The sequence below is a fragment of the Bariatricus sp. SGI.161 genome (assembly GCF_050313695.1).
In the GTDB taxonomy this organism is placed as follows: Bacteria; Bacillota; Clostridia; order Lachnospirales; family Lachnospiraceae; genus JAFBIX01.
The window spans coordinates 178,717-196,993 of record NZ_JBNPLX010000001.1 but is presented as its reverse complement, the minus strand read 5'-3'; the positions used below and the strand labels follow the sequence as shown (position 1 = coordinate 196,993).

At 40.0% G+C, this 18,277-nt stretch carries 23 protein-coding genes; all 23 read left to right on the top strand.

All coding sequences use genetic code 11. From position 1 onward, the window contains the following. Nucleotide 1: 1 nt before the first annotated feature. The 23 genes from ACQRBH_RS00950 (at nucleotide 2) to ACQRBH_RS00840 (ending at nucleotide 18,277) form a co-directional block, all read left to right on the top strand. Nucleotides 2-1,501 (top strand): glutamate synthase subunit beta, encoded by a 1,500-nt coding sequence (locus tag ACQRBH_RS00950; protein WP_427760702.1) that lies wholly within the window; start codon nucleotides 2-4, stop codon nucleotides 1,499-1,501. Between the two features lie 161 nt (nucleotides 1,502-1,662). Next, nucleotides 1,663-2,736, top strand: a complete 1,074-nt coding sequence (locus ACQRBH_RS00945) for a coiled-coil domain-containing protein (RefSeq protein ID WP_427760701.1) — start codon at nucleotides 1,663-1,665, stop codon at nucleotides 2,734-2,736. A gap of 196 nt (nucleotides 2,737-2,932) precedes the next feature. Next, nucleotides 2,933-4,150, top strand: a complete 1,218-nt coding sequence (locus ACQRBH_RS00940) for an NlpC/P60 family protein (RefSeq protein WP_427760700.1) — start codon at nucleotides 2,933-2,935, stop codon at nucleotides 4,148-4,150. A 198-nt stretch (nucleotides 4,151-4,348) separates the two neighbouring features. Continuing rightward, entirely contained in the window at nucleotides 4,349-5,095 is a 747-nt protein-coding gene (gene rpsB / locus ACQRBH_RS00935; RefSeq protein ID WP_347376642.1) for a 30S ribosomal protein S2, read from the top strand. Nucleotides 5,096-5,153: 58 nt separating this feature from the next. Continuing rightward, a complete protein-coding gene (tsf, locus tag ACQRBH_RS00930) occupies nucleotides 5,154-6,086 on the top strand; it encodes a translation elongation factor Ts (protein ID WP_347376641.1) in 933 nt (310 codons plus the stop codon). Nucleotides 6,087-6,813: 727 nt separating this feature from the next. Next, entirely contained in the window at nucleotides 6,814-6,969 is a 156-nt protein-coding gene (locus ACQRBH_RS00925; protein WP_427760697.1) for a hypothetical protein, read from the top strand. 15 nt (nucleotides 6,970-6,984) lie between these two features. Continuing rightward, nucleotides 6,985-7,257: a hypothetical protein gene (locus ACQRBH_RS00920; RefSeq protein ID WP_427760695.1), complete on the top strand. Its 273-nt coding sequence runs from the start codon at nucleotides 6,985-6,987 to the stop codon at nucleotides 7,255-7,257. A gap of 211 nt (nucleotides 7,258-7,468) precedes the next feature. After that, complete coding sequence (locus ACQRBH_RS00915) at nucleotides 7,469-8,101, top strand: TetR/AcrR family transcriptional regulator (protein WP_427760693.1); 633 nt, start codon at nucleotides 7,469-7,471, stop codon at nucleotides 8,099-8,101. Nucleotide 8,102: 1 nt separating this feature from the next. Beyond that, entirely contained in the window at nucleotides 8,103-8,951 is an 849-nt protein-coding gene (gene rsgA / locus ACQRBH_RS00910; protein WP_427760691.1) for a GTPase RsgA, read from the top strand. A gap of 7 nt (nucleotides 8,952-8,958) precedes the next feature. After that, on the top strand, nucleotides 8,959-9,591 hold the full coding sequence (locus tag ACQRBH_RS00905) for a GNAT family N-acetyltransferase (protein ID WP_427760689.1): 633 nt from the start codon (nucleotides 8,959-8,961) through the stop codon (nucleotides 9,589-9,591). Nucleotides 9,592-9,708: 117 nt separating this feature from the next. Continuing rightward, entirely contained in the window at nucleotides 9,709-10,629 is a 921-nt protein-coding gene (locus tag ACQRBH_RS00900; RefSeq protein ID WP_427760687.1) for a helix-turn-helix transcriptional regulator, read from the top strand. Beyond that, nucleotides 10,626-11,057: a DJ-1/PfpI family protein gene (locus ACQRBH_RS00895; RefSeq protein ID WP_427760685.1), complete on the top strand. Its 432-nt coding sequence runs from the start codon at nucleotides 10,626-10,628 to the stop codon at nucleotides 11,055-11,057. The genes ACQRBH_RS00900 and ACQRBH_RS00895 overlap by 4 nt, the downstream gene beginning before the upstream one ends. Nucleotides 11,058-11,091: 34 nt before the next feature. Then, nucleotides 11,092-11,442, top strand: a complete 351-nt coding sequence (locus tag ACQRBH_RS00890) for a TIGR04076 family protein (protein ID WP_235233058.1) — start codon at nucleotides 11,092-11,094, stop codon at nucleotides 11,440-11,442. 7 nt (nucleotides 11,443-11,449) lie between these two features. Further along, a complete protein-coding gene (locus ACQRBH_RS00885) occupies nucleotides 11,450-12,088 on the top strand; it encodes a GyrI-like domain-containing protein (protein ID WP_427760683.1) in 639 nt (212 codons plus the stop codon). 48 nt (nucleotides 12,089-12,136) lie between these two features. Then, nucleotides 12,137-12,883 carry a GNAT family N-acetyltransferase gene (locus ACQRBH_RS00880; RefSeq protein ID WP_427760681.1) on the top strand — a complete coding sequence of 249 codons (747 nt, stop codon included), beginning with the start codon at nucleotides 12,137-12,139 and terminating at the stop codon, nucleotides 12,881-12,883. A 103-nt stretch (nucleotides 12,884-12,986) separates the two neighbouring features. After that, nucleotides 12,987-13,700, top strand: coding sequence for a lantibiotic protection ABC transporter ATP-binding protein (locus ACQRBH_RS00875; RefSeq protein WP_427760679.1), 714 nt, complete (start codon nucleotides 12,987-12,989; stop codon nucleotides 13,698-13,700). Then, nucleotides 13,693-14,253, top strand: coding sequence for an ABC transporter permease (locus tag ACQRBH_RS00870; RefSeq protein ID WP_427760677.1), 561 nt, complete (start codon nucleotides 13,693-13,695; stop codon nucleotides 14,251-14,253). Before ACQRBH_RS00875 ends, ACQRBH_RS00870 begins: the two co-directional genes overlap by 8 nt. A gap of 172 nt (nucleotides 14,254-14,425) precedes the next feature. Continuing rightward, nucleotides 14,426-15,169: a lantibiotic immunity ABC transporter MutG family permease subunit gene (locus ACQRBH_RS00865; protein WP_427760675.1), complete on the top strand. Its 744-nt coding sequence runs from the start codon at nucleotides 14,426-14,428 to the stop codon at nucleotides 15,167-15,169. Between the two features lie 9 nt (nucleotides 15,170-15,178). Further along, nucleotides 15,179-15,841 carry a response regulator transcription factor gene (locus tag ACQRBH_RS00860; RefSeq protein ID WP_427760673.1) on the top strand — a complete coding sequence of 221 codons (663 nt, stop codon included), beginning with the start codon at nucleotides 15,179-15,181 and terminating at the stop codon, nucleotides 15,839-15,841. After that, nucleotides 15,829-17,208, top strand: a complete 1,380-nt coding sequence (locus tag ACQRBH_RS00855) for a sensor histidine kinase (protein WP_427760671.1) — start codon at nucleotides 15,829-15,831, stop codon at nucleotides 17,206-17,208. Before ACQRBH_RS00860 ends, ACQRBH_RS00855 begins: the two co-directional genes overlap by 13 nt. Nucleotides 17,209-17,218: 10 nt before the next feature. Then, a complete protein-coding gene (locus ACQRBH_RS00850) occupies nucleotides 17,219-17,410 on the top strand; it encodes a hypothetical protein (protein WP_427760669.1) in 192 nt (63 codons plus the stop codon). A 203-nt stretch (nucleotides 17,411-17,613) separates the two neighbouring features. Continuing rightward, nucleotides 17,614-17,829 carry a response regulator transcription factor gene (locus ACQRBH_RS00845; protein WP_427760667.1) on the top strand — a complete coding sequence of 72 codons (216 nt, stop codon included), beginning with the start codon at nucleotides 17,614-17,616 and terminating at the stop codon, nucleotides 17,827-17,829. Beyond that, nucleotides 17,792-18,277 carry a hypothetical protein gene (locus ACQRBH_RS00840; RefSeq protein WP_427760665.1) on the top strand — a complete coding sequence of 162 codons (486 nt, stop codon included), beginning with the start codon at nucleotides 17,792-17,794 and terminating at the stop codon, nucleotides 18,275-18,277. The genes ACQRBH_RS00845 and ACQRBH_RS00840 overlap by 38 nt, the downstream gene beginning before the upstream one ends.

Genomic DNA, 18,277 nt, shown 5'->3' with positions numbered 1-18,277 from the left:
AGTGGGAAAAGCAACAGGATTTATGGATTATGAAAGACAGGATAAGATAGCTGAAGAACCAAAAGAGAGAATCAAGCATTTTAACGAATTCCACACCCCTCTGTCCAGAGAAGAACAGGAACGTCAGGGAGCAAGGTGTATGGCTTGTGGTGTGCCATTTTGTCAGGCGGGACAGATGATCGCAGGGATGGCCAGTGGGTGTCCGCTGCATAATCTGGTACCGGAGTGGAATGATTTGATTTATCATGGGAATTGGGAGGAAGCATACCATCGTTTGAAAAAAACGAATAATTTTCCAGAATTTACTTCACGTGTGTGTCCGGCCTTATGTGAGGCAGCATGTACCTGCAGCCTGAATGGAGATTCTGTATCAACGAAAGCCAATGAATATGGAATTATTGAAAATGCATATGAACAAGGATATGCGTCGGCAAAACCAGTGAAAGTGCGTACTGGAAAGAAAGTGGCAATCGTAGGTTCAGGGCCATCCGGACTTGCGGCTGCAGATATGCTGAATCGCAGAGGCCACAGTGTTACTGTCTATGAACGTGAAGACAAAGTTGGGGGCCTGCTTCGTTACGGTATCCCGAATATGAAGCTGGAGAAACAGATTATTGACCGTAAGATTGCGATTATGGAAGAAGAAGGTATTACTTTTGTAACAGGATGCAATATCGGAAAAGATAAGAAGGCGTCAACATTATTGAAAGAATTTGACAGGGTCATCCTCTGTTGTGGAGCATCAAATCCAAGAGACATCAAGGTTCCAGGGCGAGATGCAAAAGGCATCTACTTTGCAGTAGATTTCCTGAAGTCAACGACAAAGGCTCTCTGGGCGAACAAGATGCAGCTAAAAGATGGAACTTATATCTCTGCAAAGGGAAAGAGAGTTATGGTCATAGGTGGAGGTGATACTGGAAATGATTGTGTTGGTACTTCGATGCGTCATGGTGCCAAATCAGTCCTTCAATTAGAGATGATGCCAAAGGCACCAGATGAACGTACAGAGATGAATCCATGGCCGGAATGGCCGAGAATCTGCAAGACAGACTATGGTCAGCAAGAAGCAATCGCTGTATTTGGAAAAGATCCCAGAGAATACCAGACCACTGTAAAAGAATTCAAGAAAGACAAAGATGGCAATGTATGTAAAGCAGTTCTTGTAAAACTGGAGTCTAAAAAAGATGAAAAGACGGGCCGAACGATGATGGCAGAGGTAGCAGGAAGTGAATATACTGTCGATGTAGATTTGGTGCTGATCGCAGCCGGGTTCCTGGGAAGTGAAAGTTACGTTACCAAGGCATTTGGTGTAAATGTAAACGAAAGAACGAATGTTGCAACACCAACAGGAGAATATCACACGAACATGAAGGATGTATTTACAGCAGGAGATATGCACAGAGGTCAGTCGCTGGTCGTGTGGGCAATCCGGGAAGGCCGGGAGGCAGCACAAGAAGTTGATATTAGTCTGATGGGATATACAAATATGAATATACAGTAAATACCTTGTTAGTTCTTAAAGATATTTCTTAAGATGTTACAAAAATGTTAAAAAATATTGCAAAAAATATCGTATTAAGGTATAATTGGTTCCAGATATAGGATTATCTATGTTAATAAGGGTAAAAGAGTATAAAAATAAGTTAAAGGATGATAAGATTTATGAAGAAATTTGGAACAAGACTGTTAGCTGTTGTGGTTGCAAGTTCTATGATTGCAATGCCGGTTATGGCTGCTCCTTCGGTAGATGATCTGAAGGAAGATAAAGCTGCGAAGGAGAGCGAAGTGAAGTCTCTGCAGGATGAATTGAACAGTATTATGACAAAGCTTAGCGATCTGGAAGAAGATCTGATCTCGAAAGGTGAAGAGATCAGTCAGGCAGAGAAAGATCTGGAGGCGGCAGAGGAAAAAGAGCAGGAACAGTACGAGGCGATGAAAAAGCGTATTAAGTTCATGTATGAAGAGGGAAATTCTACAGCACTTGAGACACTTGTAACATCCGAAGATTTTTCTGATCTGGTAAATAAAGCTGAATATGTACAGAATGTACATACATATGATAGAAATCAGTTGCAGGAATACGTAGAGACAAAACAAGAGATTGCAGATCTGAAGACAACTCTGGAAGAAGACCAGCAAAAAATGGAAACTATGCAGGCAGAGTATGAAGAACAGGAAGAAGAGCTGAATACAGTGATTGCTTCTAAGCAGGCAGAAGTTTCTGATCTTGATGCACGGATTCAGGAAGCGGCTGAAGCGGCGGCAGCCAGAGAAGCTGAGGCACAGCGTCAGGCACAATTGCAGGCTCAGCAGGCAGCGAATAATACGAACACAGGAAATACGAACACAGGAAATACGAACACAGGCAATACAAATAATGGTTCAAGTAATTCTGGTTCATCTAATGTGCCACCAAGCGTAAATGGAGGCACTGTTGTGAGTAGAGCATACAGCCAGCTTAGTAAACCATATTCTTGGGGAGCTTGTGGACCGAATAGTTTTGATTGCTCTGGTTTCGTAAGCTATTGCCTGACTGGAAGTTATACTCGTATCGGAACGACAATGACTTTCATGGGATGGACAAGAGTAAGTAATCCGCAGCCGGGAGATGTAGTAACATCAGCTACCCATTGTGGTATCTATATTGGAGGTGGTCAGATGATTCATGCTCCACATACAGGAGATGTTGTTAAGATTGGCCCGGTTCAGGCTGGTATGGTATATGTTCGCAGATAATATTCGAATTAATAAAGATTAATTTACAGCTCAGTTTTTAACTGAGCTGTAAATTTTTGGAATTTTTGATAAAATAATTGAAAATTGACACATAATGTAGTATTCTGACCTTAAGATATCTCAGGGAGAATAGTATGTATAGACAAAGAGGGAGCCTTTGTTTGTGCGGATAATAATTAATAGGACGGGTGAGAGTATGAAGAAAAGATATGTGCAGACACTCATCACGGTTCTTGTGATGAGTTCTTTAGTTGTAATGCCTGTTATGGCAGAACCTAACGATGAAGTGCAGGCGCTGGAGATACAAAAAAGTGAATTGGAAGATCAGGCAGGAGATATTCAGAGTCAACTGGTTAGTCTTTTGGTTAATTTTAATGCGTTACAGCAGGATATAGAGAATCAAAGCCAGAGAATTGTACAGGCAGAGACAGATCTTCAGGAAGCCGAAGAAAAAGAGAAAGCACAATATGAAGATATGAAGCTTCGGATTCAGTATATATACGAAGAAAGTGATGATTCACTTCTGGAAGCCCTGATAACGTCCAGGTCTTTCTCTGAGTTGGTGAATAAGGCAGAATATATTCAGAATGTACATAGTTATGACAGAAAGAAGTTACAAGAGTATATAGATACAAAGCAGGAAGTTGAGAACCTGAAAGTAGAATTGGAAGCTGGACAGGCAGATATGGAGGCAATGGCAGCTGACCTGAGCACTCAGCAGGCAGGACTTGAAACAACGCTGGCGGATATGAGAAGCCAGATCGCAGATTTTGACAGTCAGTTGGAGAGTGCAAAAGCGCAGGCGGCAGCGGAAGTACAGCAGTTGACGCAGGCAACAGAGAATGTGGTTGCTGCGGCAGAGCAGGGAGGCGGTAATGCATCAGTATCAAAACCTGCTTCTCAGCCATCCAACCCGACTGGCGGTACAAGTACTTCTACAGGAAATTCTAATTCTTCTGTAAGTAGTTCGAATAATACGAATACCAGTAAACCTTCTGGGGGAACGTCTGGAAGTACCGGGAGCGGCTCAACGACGACTTCGAAACCAAGCAATGCAGCTTTGGGACAGCAGATTGCCAACAAGGCATGTCAGTATATTGGTAATAAATATGTATATGGCGGTAACAGTCTGACAAATGGTATTGATTGTTCGGGCTTTGTAAAGGAGATACATGCATTGTTTGGAATTTCCACTCCAAGAACTACGGATTCCATTCAGGTGGCAGGAAAAGCGGTAAGCTATTCTGAGATGCTTCCTGGAGATGTAATCTGTTATAGTCAGCATGTGGCGATTTATATAGGAAATAACACAGTAGTTCACGCATCAAATAGTAATCCGTATCCGGTTGGTGGTATTAAAACGACATCGCCAGCTAATTACAGGACTGTCCTGGCAGTAAGAAGATTCTGGTAATACATTGTGAAATATGAGTTGATGAGATCATATAGGAATAAAAAAAGCCTTGCATTTGCAGGGCTTTTATGCTATCATAAAAAAGTCGCAAAAAATCACGCATTTGTTTGTTCGAGATGGTGCCAAAGCTTGATAATAAGCCGGTTTCAAGGACTTACACATATGCGGAAGTAACAAAACCAAATGGAGGAAAGAAATATGAGCGTTATTTCAATGAAGCAACTTTTAGAAGCAGGTGTTCACTTTGGACATCAGACAAGAAGATGGAATCCTAAGATGGCTCCATACATCTACACAGAGAGAAATGGTATCTATATCATCGACTTACAGAAGTCTGTAGGAAAAGTAGATGAAGCATATCAGGCAGTATCTGATATCGCAGCAGATGGTGGCACAATCCTGTTCGTAGGAACAAAGAAACAGGCTCAGGATGCTATCAAGACAGAAGCTGAACGTTGCGGAATGTATTTTGTAAATGAGAGATGGCTTGGAGGTATGCTTACAAACTTCAAGACAATCAAGAGCAGAGTTGCACGTCTGAAAGAAATCGAGAGAATGTCTGAAGACGGAACATTTGATGTACTGCCTAAGAAAGAAGTTATCCAGTTAAAGAAAGAATGGGAGAAGCTTGAGAAGAACCTTGGTGGAATCAAAGATATGAAGAAACTTCCAGATGCAATCTTTGTAGTAGATCCTAAGAAGGAAAAGATCTGTGTACAGGAAGCACATACACTTGGTATTCCGCTTATCGGAATCGCGGACACAAACTGTGACCCAGAAGAACTGGATTATGTAATCCCTGGAAACGATGATGCAATCCGTGCAGTAAAATTAATCGTATCTAAGATGGCAGATGCTGTTATCGAAGCAAACCAGGGAATGACTGGTGAAGACGAAGTATACGAAGAAGTAGAAGAAGCAGTTGAGGAAGCAGTAGAAGAGTAATCTGATTTATTGTATCGGATGATACATTTTATAAGATGATAAAATGGAGGATATAATCATGGCAGTTACAGCTAAGATGGTAAAAGAATTAAGAGAGATGACAGGCGCAGGAATGATGGACTGTAAAAAAGCTCTTAACGAAACAGATGGCAATATGGATGCAGCTGTAGAATACTTAAGAAAGAACGGACAGGCTAAAGCTGAGAAGAAGGCTGGACGTATCGCAGCAGAAGGTATCGTTATGGCTGACGTAAAAGATGATAAGGTTGCAGCAATCGTAGAAGTTAACTCTGAGACAGACTTCGTTGCTAAGAATGCAGAGTTCCAGGGATTCGTTAAAGCTGTTGTTAATCAGGCAATCGCTACAGAATCTGCTGATATGGACGCATTCATGGCAGAAGCTTGGAATGAAGATACATCTATGACTGTAAAAGATGCTTTGACAGCTAAGATTTCCGTAATTGGAGAGAATCTGAATATCAGAAGATTTGAAAAAGTTGCTACAGATGGATGTGTAGTTTCTTACATCCACGGTGGTGGACGTATCGGTGTTCTGGTAGAGGCTGATACAGATGTTGTTAATGACGAAATCAAACTTTGCTTAAAGAATGTAGCTATGCAGGTAGCAGCTATGTCTCCAAAGTATGTTTCTCGTGAAGAAGTTCCGGCAGATTACCTTGAGCATGAGAAAGAGATCCTGCTTGCACAGGCTAAGAAAGAAAACGAGGAGAGCAAGAAACCGAAGCCAGATAACATTATCGAGAAGATGATTATCGGACGTCTCAACAAAGAGATGAAAGAGATCTGCCTGCTTGATCAGGTATATGTACAGGATGGCGACCTTACAGTTGGCAAGTACGTAGAAAAAGTTGCAAAAGAGAATGGTGCAAATGTAACACTTAAGAAATTCGTTCGTTTCGAGACAGGGGAAGGTCTTGAGAAGAAGAATGAAGACTTTGCAGCAGAAGTTGCAGCTCAGATGAACGCATAATGCAAACTTTGCATTAGAATTATGATGAAGATAGACCCTTATAAATAGTGATTATGCTATTTATAGGGGTTTTCTGTTCTTATGGAAAATATCTTTGAATGAATACATATAATAAAGGATAATATACTTATAAAAAGAGATATTAATTATGGTCGGGGCAGAGACCTAAAACCTGTCTCAGCGGTCGGGATGGAGACTGAAAACCCATTCCATCGCAGAATAAACTGTGAAAAAATAGTAAGAGGATGGCTACCCAGTCATCCTTTTTACTTTTCGGAGTATTTAGAGAAGATAGTTTTTGACACTACCTTATTACAAAATGAGGTAAATAAATGAATTATATAAAAATCAAATAGGGGTGTAATCAGGATGGACAGCCAGTAAGAGATTTTTATAATTCCAAAGATTAAAATGTTTATTTTAGCAGTTTAGATGAGCAAACTATGAGGAAGTTTTTTCGATAGAATTTAATAAAATGATTGATATAACAAATGATTTATTTTCAGAATACTATGTCAAGAAAGGTGTACATCTGTAAAAAAACTCCTTATCACTACTAAACAAGTTGAGAAATAGTGAGATGTATTTTTTTATTGATAAGAATACATTCCTTTTAGAAAAAGAATTTCAACAGCTTCATAATTTTATGATAGTATTTTAGGATATTCTACATTTTTATTCAATATTACCCTTTTGGGGAAGGATGGTTATTGGAATCAGTTTATTTATGCGTCATCAGATCGATCAGACCTATAAAAGACTGGATGAAGTTGCAATTGTAGATTTATCAGAAGTGGAAGATGGTATATATGAAGGAATAGAGGAAACTGATTGGGTTACGTTGGTGGTATTCTTTATCCGATATGCGCAAAAAGGATATTAGAAAGTGGGGATATATATGAAACATCAGGATACGATACCATTTCTGGATGAACTTAAGCATCTTGATCATACGTTGAAAATCATAGATACCGCATTGACGAAAGCCAGGGAAGATGTCCTGCGGTTAGATCAGGAGTATAGAGATGCAAAGAGATACATGGCAGATTATCGTAATGAGATGGATAGCCATGAAAAACTTCAAAATGAATGGTTGTTGAATCAGACAGATCGAACCGGGGTATTTGCCGTAGAAGTGCACGAAAAGCTGGAAGAGCTATGCATAAACTGACACTTTTCTATACAGGAACTCCGTCTCCTTTCCTGCCAAAACAGGATGCTAAGATTAGATGAAAATAAGGATGGGTACTGTTAAATCAGATTCAAATTCTTTAGGGATAATATACTTGACAAATAAACGACCGTTCACTAAAATGAATGTAAACGACCGTTCACTACAACGAAGAAGGGAATTCAGTTACTATATTGTGGAGGGATATAATATGGTGGATACGAGGGAAAAGATATTAATGACAGCATTACAGTTATTTGCAAAAGATGGGTATGAAGCTGTTTCTGTTAGAACCATTGCAGAGGAACTCGATATGACGAAAGGTGCTTTATACAGGCATTATAAAAACAAGCGTGATATCTTTGATTGCATTGTAGAAAGAATGATACAGATTGATGCTCAAAGAGCAAGGGAATACCATATGCCGGATGAGGCATATGATACTAAGCCGGATGTTTATGAAAATACTACTTTGCAGAGTATTCAAAAGTATACCGTTGAACAATTTAGGTTCTGGACAGAAGATGAGTTTGCATCCTACTTTCGTAAAATGTTAACTTTGGAACAATACCGGAATAAAGAAATGGCAGAACTTTACAGCCAGTGTATTGTCGAAGGACCGGTTGCCTATATGGAAGATCTGTTCCGTGAACTGATTCAGAAAGAGGTATTGAAAGAGGAAAATCCCAGACAGCTTGCAGTAGAATATTTCGCCCCACTTTTTCTTCTTATCAGTATGTACGATAAAAGCGGAGAAGGTGAGGATTATGCTACAATTCTCAGCAATCATGTAAAACACTTTACTGAGAATCACGTTAAGGATTCAGGAGAGGAACAAGAGTAATATGGGAAATGAGATTATTATGAGACAATATGGTCTGTCTGAGACAGTTGAAAAGTTGGCCGAACGTTTTGCGGATTTGACTGTTTCGAGAATTCTTTCACAGGAAAAAGGAGTATATCGGCTGATTTCTTCCCAGGGAGAAAAATGGGGAGAAATATCGGGCAGATACCATTATGACGTACAGGCAAAATCAGATTATCCGGCAGTAGGTGATTTTGTTATGGTTGACTGGAACAAAAGTGGCGGAAACGCAGTGATTCATTATGTCCTTCCGCGAAAAAGCTCCTTTATCCGAAAAGCTGCCGGTGAAAAAAACGAGGAGCAGGTCGTTGCCGCCAATATTGATACTGTATTTTTGTGTATGTCCTTGAATAACGATTTTAATCTAAGGCGTTTAGAGCGCTATGTCGCGATTGCCTGGAACAGTGGTGCAGTGCCCGTTGTCGTCCTGACAAAAGGAGATTTGTGCGAGAATCCAGATAGTAAACTGATTGAAGTATCCTCTCGTGAACTGACTCTTTTGCCATCCGGCGGTATGGTGATTGATACACCGGGGATGCGTGAACTGGGGATGTGGGATGCCGGAGACGGAATCGATCAGACTTTTTCGGATATTGAGAAGCTGGCACAAAAGTGTCGCTTTCGTGATTGCACTCATTCCGGCAGTGAGCCAGGGTGTGCAGTACAAGAGGCGGTAGAGCGTGGTGAATTACCGATCGATCGACTTCGCTCTTATCAGAAACTGATGAATGAGAATCGGTATGTGAAAGATACACAAGGTTATTTGGCTGAGAAAAGGCAAAAATTTAAGAACATTGCAAAGATCAATAAAAGGAATAGGAAAGGATAAAGAAAAAATGAATACAGGCAACATTATTATTCGTTTAGAGAAAAAAGAAGAATATCGGGAAGTAGAAAATCTGGTAAGAGAAAGCTTCTGGAATGTATATCGTCCGGGATGCTTTGAGCATTATGTGTTAAATCAGCTGCGAGATGATCCGGCTTTTGTTCCGGAACTTGATTTTATCGTGGAACAGGATGGCAAGATGATCGGCCAGAACATGTTTATGAGAGCAAATATCAAAGCTGATGATGGCAAGACTATCCCCATCATGACGATGGGACCGATCTGCATTACCCCTGAACTGAAAAGAAAAGGGTATGGAAAGATTTTATTGGATTACTCTCTGGAAAAAGCGAAGGAGCTTGGCTGTGGCGCTGTTTGCTTTGAAGGAAACATTGATTTTTATGGAAAGAGTGGTTTTACTTATGCCAGTGAATTTGGCATTCGTTATCATGGTTTGCCGGAAAGCGAAGATGCCTCCTTCTTTTTGTGTAAGGAATTGATTCCGGGATATTTAGATGGGATTACAGGTGAGTATGCGACACCACAGGGATATTTTGTGGATAAAGCTGAGGTGGAAACATTTGATAAGGAGTTTCCGGTAAAAGAAAAATTGAAACTCCCGGGTCAATTATTTCAGGAGTAGTTTTCAAAAGATAGGATTTTGAATGTAACACCTTATTTTTTGTGTATAATATAAATTGAACATGACATATAGATGTCGTGTTATAGGTGGTATGATGAATCAGGAAGTGAAAGTGATATGAAAATAGATAGGCTTATCGGTATTCTTTCTATTCTTTTACAGGAAGAGAAAATAACTGCTCCGGAATTGGCAGAAAGATTTGAGGTTTCAAGAAGAACAATAAACAGAGATATTGAAGATTTATGCAAAGCTGGTATTCCGATTTTTACATCACAGGGTGCAGGCGGTGGTATCAGCATAATGGAAGGTTATAAGATGGATCGAACGATTCTGTCATCGAAGGATATGCAGATGATCATGGCAGGTCTTCGAAGTCTTGATAGCGTAAGTGGCAGCCATTATTATGTTAGGCTTATGGAAAAGCTCAAGGCTGGATCATCTGATTTTGTCAGTGGAAATGAGTCTGTTCTTATCGACCTGTCATCATGGAATAAGGATTCTCTGTCACCAAAGATTGAGCTGATTCAGGATGCTATCGAGCTTGGGAAGACCTTAAGGTTTAAGTATTATGCTCCGGGCGGTAATACGGAGAGGGAAAGGGAACCGTATTTTCTGATCTTCAAATGGTCAAGCTGGTACATCTATGGATATTGTCTGCTAAGGAACGATTATCGAATGTTCAAACTGAATCGAATGGCAGAGCTTAAGCATGGCAGAAATTTTGAAAAAAGAAGTGCAGTGCCAATGCCAGATTTATCAAATGAGAAGATGTTTCCGCCACAGGCAAAAGTAAAAGCAGTTTTTCATCCGTCAATGAAATGGCATCTTATTGAAGAATATGGTATAGAGTCATTTGCAGAGATGCCGGATGGAAATCTTCTATTTGAACATGATTATGCGGATGATGAGGGGCTGTTGTCCTGGATACTTTCATGTAGGGACATGGTCACTGTTCTTGAACCAGAATCTATAAGGGAGAAACTGTTTCGTATCGCTTCTGAACTTGCAGAAAAATACAGGAAAGAAGGTCAAAAATGACAACGGTATATGTTTATGTAATGAATACAATGGCTGATTGGGAAATTGGCTACTGTCTTGCGGAACTTCATTCAAAAAGGTTTTTCAGGAAGGACGCCAGAGAGATTTCGGTGAAAACAGTATCTCTTTCAAAGGAGCCGGTGAAATCCATGGGAGGTCTTACGATTGTTCCGGACCTGACGATAAAGGATGTCCAGGCAAATAAAGATAATGTGCTGATTCTTCCCGGATCAGACAGATGGAGTGAATCCGAAAACTCCCCGATTCTTGGGATTGTTAAGCAATTCCTGGAAGCCGGAGGACTGGTTGCTGCAATATGTGGAGCTACCGTAGCACTGGCAAATACCTGGATTTATTTGCGGCAGATACATTGGAACACTGGTATGCGTATTTCAGTACAGGCAACGCAGATGAATTTTTTGCTATGATGCAGAGTCTGCAGAAATAAGGGGGACTAAGGTAATGAAGAAATGGTATGATGAAGAATATAGATTTTCAATAGAGGTAACAGGTTTTCTGCGAGGCGACCATACAGAACACCTATGCAGGAACGGTGAAGAAATAGGTGATAAATACACCTGTACCTACGGCTGTCCTGTGAATGAGCAGGGCTATGGAATATGTTCTAAAATGATGCAGATCCTTTACGGTGATATGCAGGCTGTTAGAAGTGGCGGAGATTTAACACTTATTGGAGGAATTGAAGCAAATGTGAAGGAATATGTTTGTCCGGACGGATGTGTATGCTTTCGAATGACAGTCGAAAAGACAGGCGCAGAGAATTTTTACAAAGGTAAATATTATCAGGAGTAGAGAGAAAATGGCATTTGATTTCAAGAAAGAATTTAAAGAATTTTACATGCCAAAGAACAAGCCGGAAATAGTGACTGTTCCGAAGGCAAATTACATCGCTGTAAGAGGAAAAGGTAATCCGAACGAAGAAGGTGGCGAGTACAAGCAGGCGGTAGGCATATTATATGCGATAGCATATACTTTGAAGATGAGCTATAAGTCAGATTATAAGATAGAAGGATTTTTCGAGTATGTAGTACCGCCACTGGAAGGTTTTTGGTGGCAGGACGGAGTGGATGGCTGTGATTACAGTATAAAAGCTGAATTTAACTGGATATCAGTAATAAGACTTCCGGATTTTGTGACAAAAAAGGATTTTGATTGGGCGGTGGAGACTGCATCTGCGAAGAAGAAAATGGACTGTTCCAGAGCCGAATTCCTTACAGTTGATGAGGGTTTGTGTGTTCAGATTATGCATCACGGACCTTTTGATGATGAGCCCGCAACTGTTGCAATTATGGATCAATATCTGAAAGATCATGGATACCGCAATGACTTTAGCGATGACAGGTTTCACCATGAGATATATATGTCTGATGCAAGAAAGGTTGCTCCTGAAAAGTGGAAGACTGTAATCAGGCATCCAATATGTAAAAAATCATTCTAATATAGAATAATATAGACACTTGAAGAGCGTTGAGGGAGGGAATTTCAAATGGAATTTATCCAAGTTACAAAAGATAATTTGGAAAAAGAGCACATCTGCTGTGCAATCTCAAATAATAAGGATGTACAGGTTACATCGAAAAAATCATGGCTTTCGGAACGATTTGATGAAGGCTTGGTTTTCTTGAAAAGTGAAGAGAGAGGAAAATGTTTTATCGAATATATTCCTGCAGAGTATGCGTGGAACCCAATTGATGCCAAAGGATATATGTATATTGATTGTTTGTGGGTTGCAGGTTCTTTCAAGGGACATGGGTACGCAAACGAACTGCTCAATTATTGTATGGAAGATAGTAAACAGAAAGGAAAGAAAGGACTTTGCATATTATCGTGTGCGAAAAAGAAACCGTTTCTTTCAGATCCTAAGTTCTTGAAATATAAAGGATTTGACCCCTGTGATGAAGCAGACAATGGAGTACAGCTCTGGTATCTGCCATTTGAAAAAGAAGCAGAGCCGCCAAAGTTTAAGGAAAATGCCAGGCATCCGCATATCGATGAAAAAGGCTATGTTCTTTTCTACACATATCAGTGTCCTTATAATGCAAAGTATGTTCCTGCTTTAGGGAATCTTGCAAAAGAAAAAGATATCAGATTTAAGGCGATTCATATAAAGAGCAGAGAAAAAGCTCAGAATGCACCAACACCGATTACAACCTATGCGTTGTTCTGTGATGGTGAGTATATTACAAATGAGCAGATGAATGATAAGAGATTTTTAAAATTATTATCAAAATAATAGTTAGGAACTCTATACCGAGAATGGTATGGAGTTCTTTATTAAATCTTTATTTTTTTCTGTTATCCTCTTTCTATAGAAATGAGAGAAAGAAGGTATAAGTATGGAAATGATGCTTCAAACGAAAGATCTTTGTAAGTCATTTAAGAAACAGAAGGCTGTAAATAAAGTCTCGCTAAATATTGAAAAGGGAAAAGTCTATGGGCTTCTTGGACCGAATGGGGCCGGGAAATCAACTACTCTGAAAATGATTACCGGTGTTTTAAAACCGACAGCAGGTGAGATTTATTTCGATGGAAAACCATGGCGCAGGGAGTCGTTGTCTGAAATTGGGGCATTGATCGAGAATCCACCAGTCTATGAGAATTTGTCTGTACGGGAAAATCTGAAAGTCCGGTCATTACTGCTTGGTGTGGATGAAAAAAGGATTGATAAGGTACTTAAGATTGTCTCTCTTGCAAATACAGGAAAAAAGAAGGTCGGGCAGTTTTCTCTGGGAATGAAGCAGAGGCTTGGCATTGCAATGGCGTTACTGGGCGAGCCAAAGCTTCTAATATTAGATGAACCCACGAATGGGTTAGATCCCATCGGAATCGAAGAACTCAGAGTGCTGATACAATCCTTCCCGGTACAGGGAATTACGGTCATACTTTCCAGCCATATTCTCTCGGAAGTACAATTATTAGCCGATCATGTGGGAATTATTTCAGATGGTATTTTAGGATATGAAGGACCAGTGGAACAGGGGGAGAATCTGGAAGAACTCTTTATGAATGTTGTAAGAGAAAACAGAAAGGCTGGTGAAGGTCGTGCTTAGTATTGTGAGAGCAGAATATCTGAAAACAAGAAAGTCAATGGGACGGGTACTGATCTGGGGATTTCCAATTATTACATTTGCTTTGGCATTTGTACTTACATTAGGAATGACAAATGCATATGCAGAGAGTGTCTGGAATTGGTGGTATACACTGCTGCTGCCCGGAATGCTTGCCATTATCTGCTATCTTTCCATAACACGGGAGAAAAAAACAAGATACTATCATCTCATGACGCTTTCTATCAGCAAAAGAAAATTAGTGATGGGTAAAATAATCTATATGGGCTGTGTGATTCTGGTGTCTGATATGATTATATTTGTGGGTGCCACTTTCGGAGGATTTCTATTGGCCACCTGTGTTCCGTTCGGAGGAGCTTTGGCTGCAGTATTGGTTCTTACGATTACGCAGCTATGGGAGATACCGTTGCTTTTATTTTTAAGTGAACGCTTTGGAATGATTGTGGAATTACTGGTATGTTTGGTTCTCACGGTTGGAGGCGTTATCATAGCGCCGACAGGAAAATGGTATTTTTTGTTTCATCCATCCCGATGAGGATTCTTTGCCCACTCCTTCATATATTACCAAATGGAATCAGAGCAGAAGAAGGCAATCCGCTTTTGGATGCGGGAGCCGTTTTCCCGGGGATTTGCATATCCATTATCTGGTTCATTGCTGCAACTTTTTTGTTCTTAAACTGGTTTGATAAGAGAGAGGGGAAATAGAAATGCTTAGAAGAAACCTCCATGCGGACTTGCTGAAAATGAAAGGGCTGTCCATTACGCTTGCGCATATTTTAATTCCTGTTATAACGAGTGGGGTGTTTCTGGCGTATTATGCTGTCTCTGCCTGGAATGAGAATACAAAAATCATTGCTTTCTACCAGGCAGTTGGAGCAGGATTTCCTGTTCTGATCGGAATATTTACTGCATGTATCATGGAACAGGAGCAAAATGCCGGAGCATACCAGAATCTGCTCACCTTACGAAAAAAGACAACAGCATTTTTGTCTAAGGTGATACTTTTGCTTATATTCAGCCTGTTTTCTGTATTTTTAGCAGCAGGAATCTTTTGCTTCGGGTTTCATAAAATCCTTGGGTGTAGTACAGTAAGTACAGGGACATATATGATGACAGTATTTGTTATGTGGTGTGGCAGTATTCCATTATATATCTGGCAAATGCTTTTGGCCTTCCGATTCGGAAAAGGCGTGTCCATTGGCGTAGGAATTATTTCCGGACTTGTCAGTGCATTAATGCTCACGAATCTTGGAATGTATGTCTGGAAGTATATACCTGTTTCATGGACCGGAAGATTACCATACACATATTTACAGACTGCTTTCGGAGAACCGGGAGCAATCGATGAAATGAAGTCTGTAATACCAGTATTTTGCGTATTTACAGTGATTACTATGGTATATTATTTATTCTGGGCATCCCACTGGGAAGGAAGTAAAATATCAGAATAGAGGGATAATATGGCGAAAATATTAGTAGTTGATGATGATACAGCAATCCTTGATGTGATAGGAACAATTCTAATTAAGGATGGACATCTGGTCACAAAAGTAAGCAATCCGCTTGAGATAAATATGGAAAAAGTGAATCTTTATGATCTGATTTTGCTGGATATTATGATGCCCGGAATGGACGGATTCGTATTGTGTTCAAGAATCAGGCAGCTTGTTGACTGTCCCATTTTGTTTCTTACAGCAAAGACAGAAGAAAGCAGTCTGGTAAATGGTTTGTCATTGGGAGCAGATGACTATATCTGTAAGCCCTTTGGGGTTATGGAACTTCGGGCGAGAGTTGCTGCGCATCTTAGGAGAGAACACCGGGAACATTCTGTCAGAATGGTCGTTGGGCATGTCTGCTTTCGTCTATCTTTCAAACAGATGATGGTTGATGATAAGGAAATTCCGCTTACAAAGGCGGAGTATGAAATCTGTGAGTTCCTTGCAAGAAACCGTGGACAGGTTTTTTCAAAAGAACAGATTCTGGAGCAGGTATTTGGATTTGACAGCGAGAGCAATGAAAGTACAATTACGACTCATATTAAAAATATAAGAACAAAGCTCTCAGAATTTCCTTGCATGCCGATCAAAACAGTCTGGGGGATTGGATATAAATGGGAAGAGTAGAAAAGAGAAGAAGCAGTACACTTAGTGGAATCTTTCTGAGGTATGTACTGGCTATGCTTGGACTTTTGTTAACTTTGGGGATATGTACAGCTCTTATATTTAATATTCTTGTGAACCTGGGAGGTATTTATCCGGCTAATTACGCAGAAAGAAAAATCAATGAAGCTTATGATACGATTCAGAATGCAGATGAAGTGACGGAGGAGATGATACCGGTTCTTTGCCGTTATGTCATTTTTTCTGAGGACGGCGAGGTACTTGGAGGAAATATGGCGGAAGATTCGGTGAAAATTGCGTGGAACGTTGCAAATCATGGAACCGCATCAGGAGACTATTTTTATAAGGTGATTCCGCGTTCGGACGAATCTGTTGTTCTGCAGTACAGCCTGACGCCACAGTATCAGTCTGCGTTTCTCAGAGAACATTTTATCGAACCACAGAATCTGATGACGATTATAGTTATTCTGAGCGGAATTACAATGATATTGTTACCATCTCTAAGCTTCGGAAAAAAGATGAAACGAAAAATGCAACCGGTCATGAATGCGGTAGAGAGAATCAAGAATCAGAATCTTGAATATGAGGTGTCTTATTCCGGGGTGAAAGAGATTGATGATTGCCTGTCATCTATAGATGAGATGAGAAATGCATTGAAGGATTCCCTAGAACGACAATGGAAGACGGAGCAGGAAAAAAACAGACAAATGTCTGCATTGGCGCATGACATAAAAACCCCGCTTACGGTCATAAGAGGCAATGCAGAACTTCTTTCTGAAATGGAAATGACAGAAGAACAGAAAAAATATATGGATTATATCACGAGCAGTGTATTGCAGATACAAAACTATGTGCAGACAATAATAGAAGTAACAAAATCCGTAGATGGTTATCAATATAGATTCGAAAAAATAAGGACAGAAGATGTACTTGGTGACATCAAAAAACAAACATTAGGACTCTCTGAAGTTTTCAATCTGAACATTAACTGGGAAGAACAATATATCAGTGAAACAGTAAATATTGTTTACGACCAGGTTGTGAGAGCTGTTATGAATATTATCAAAAATGCAGCAGAACATACACCGAAAGGCGGAATAATAAATATTTATATCGAAGAGCAGAGTGGAGAGTTAATATTTACAGTGGAAGATACCGGCAGTGGTTTTACAAAAGAAGCACTGCTGCACGGAACAGAACAGTTTTTTATGGATGATGCAAGCAGAAGCGGCGGTGTGCATTATGGCATTGGATTATTTTCTGCAAAATCAATCGCCGGGAGCCATGGTGGAAGGATATTACTCACAAATTCGAAAAAAACCGGCGGAGCAAAAGTGGAGATTTGCTTCCCTCTTTACTGTCCAAAATAAGAAGTAAAAAATGATATCTGAAGAATTGACACATATGGATGGAATAATTACCTATACACAATTAAAATATTTTTTTAAAATATGGTATAGCAGAGAAGGAGGTATTCTGGAGACAGTAGCAGAATATGCTTATTCAAGAGGTTATCATCGTGTTGGGCTTCTGGGGACAATCTTTACAATGGAGAAATATTTTTTGTATTGATATAATGGAAGTACATATTCAGAGATTGGTAGAACTGATACGGTGAAAATGTTTTTTCTTGTGCGGTCCATGCTCACTGTTTTACCGGGGGCGAAGCCAATTGGTATTTGCCGATGGCACTGGGACTCAATTGCATTGCACTGTGCCTGAACGCAGTTCAGAAGAAAAGAAAGTATAAAGAATGAAAAAATAAATGGGGAAGTATGATGAAAAATATTTTATTACTTGAAGATGATGAAAACTTAAACAGGGGAATCAGTCTGAAACTCAGCAAGGAAGGATATCATGTGTTTTCTACTTATTCGATATCGGAAGCACAATCAATATTCAACAAAGAAAATATCGACCTTGTCATTAGTGATATTACTTTGCCGGATGGAAATGGATTTGATCAACAGCCAAAAGGCAGCAGTCAATGAGCTGTATCCTACGTGGCATGCCTTGTTTCGAAATGTGTCGGAAGATACTGCGGCAAAACTGGCATCACATCATTCGGTAGAAAGATATGGCCTGAGAAGCGATCTTGGATATATGGCGTCTGATGATGCAAAGATTGACATGCTCTATATGGATGAAGAAGCGATTGATATGTATAAGCTGGAACTTTCGGAAGGAAGGCTGCCGGATGCGGAAAATGAGATTGTTGTCTCGAAAGGAATATTAGAGGCACTTTCCCTGTCTGGAGAAATCGGTGATACTGTTACCATTCCATATCAGGTGTATCGCAATGGAAGCCTGGATTTCATACAGAAAAAGGATTTTGTGATTTGTGGTTTTTTACCGGATACAGAAATGAACAAGGAACAGAATGCTTATTCAGCGCTGGTTTCAAAAGCATTTCTGAAGAAAGAAATACCGTCAAACTAG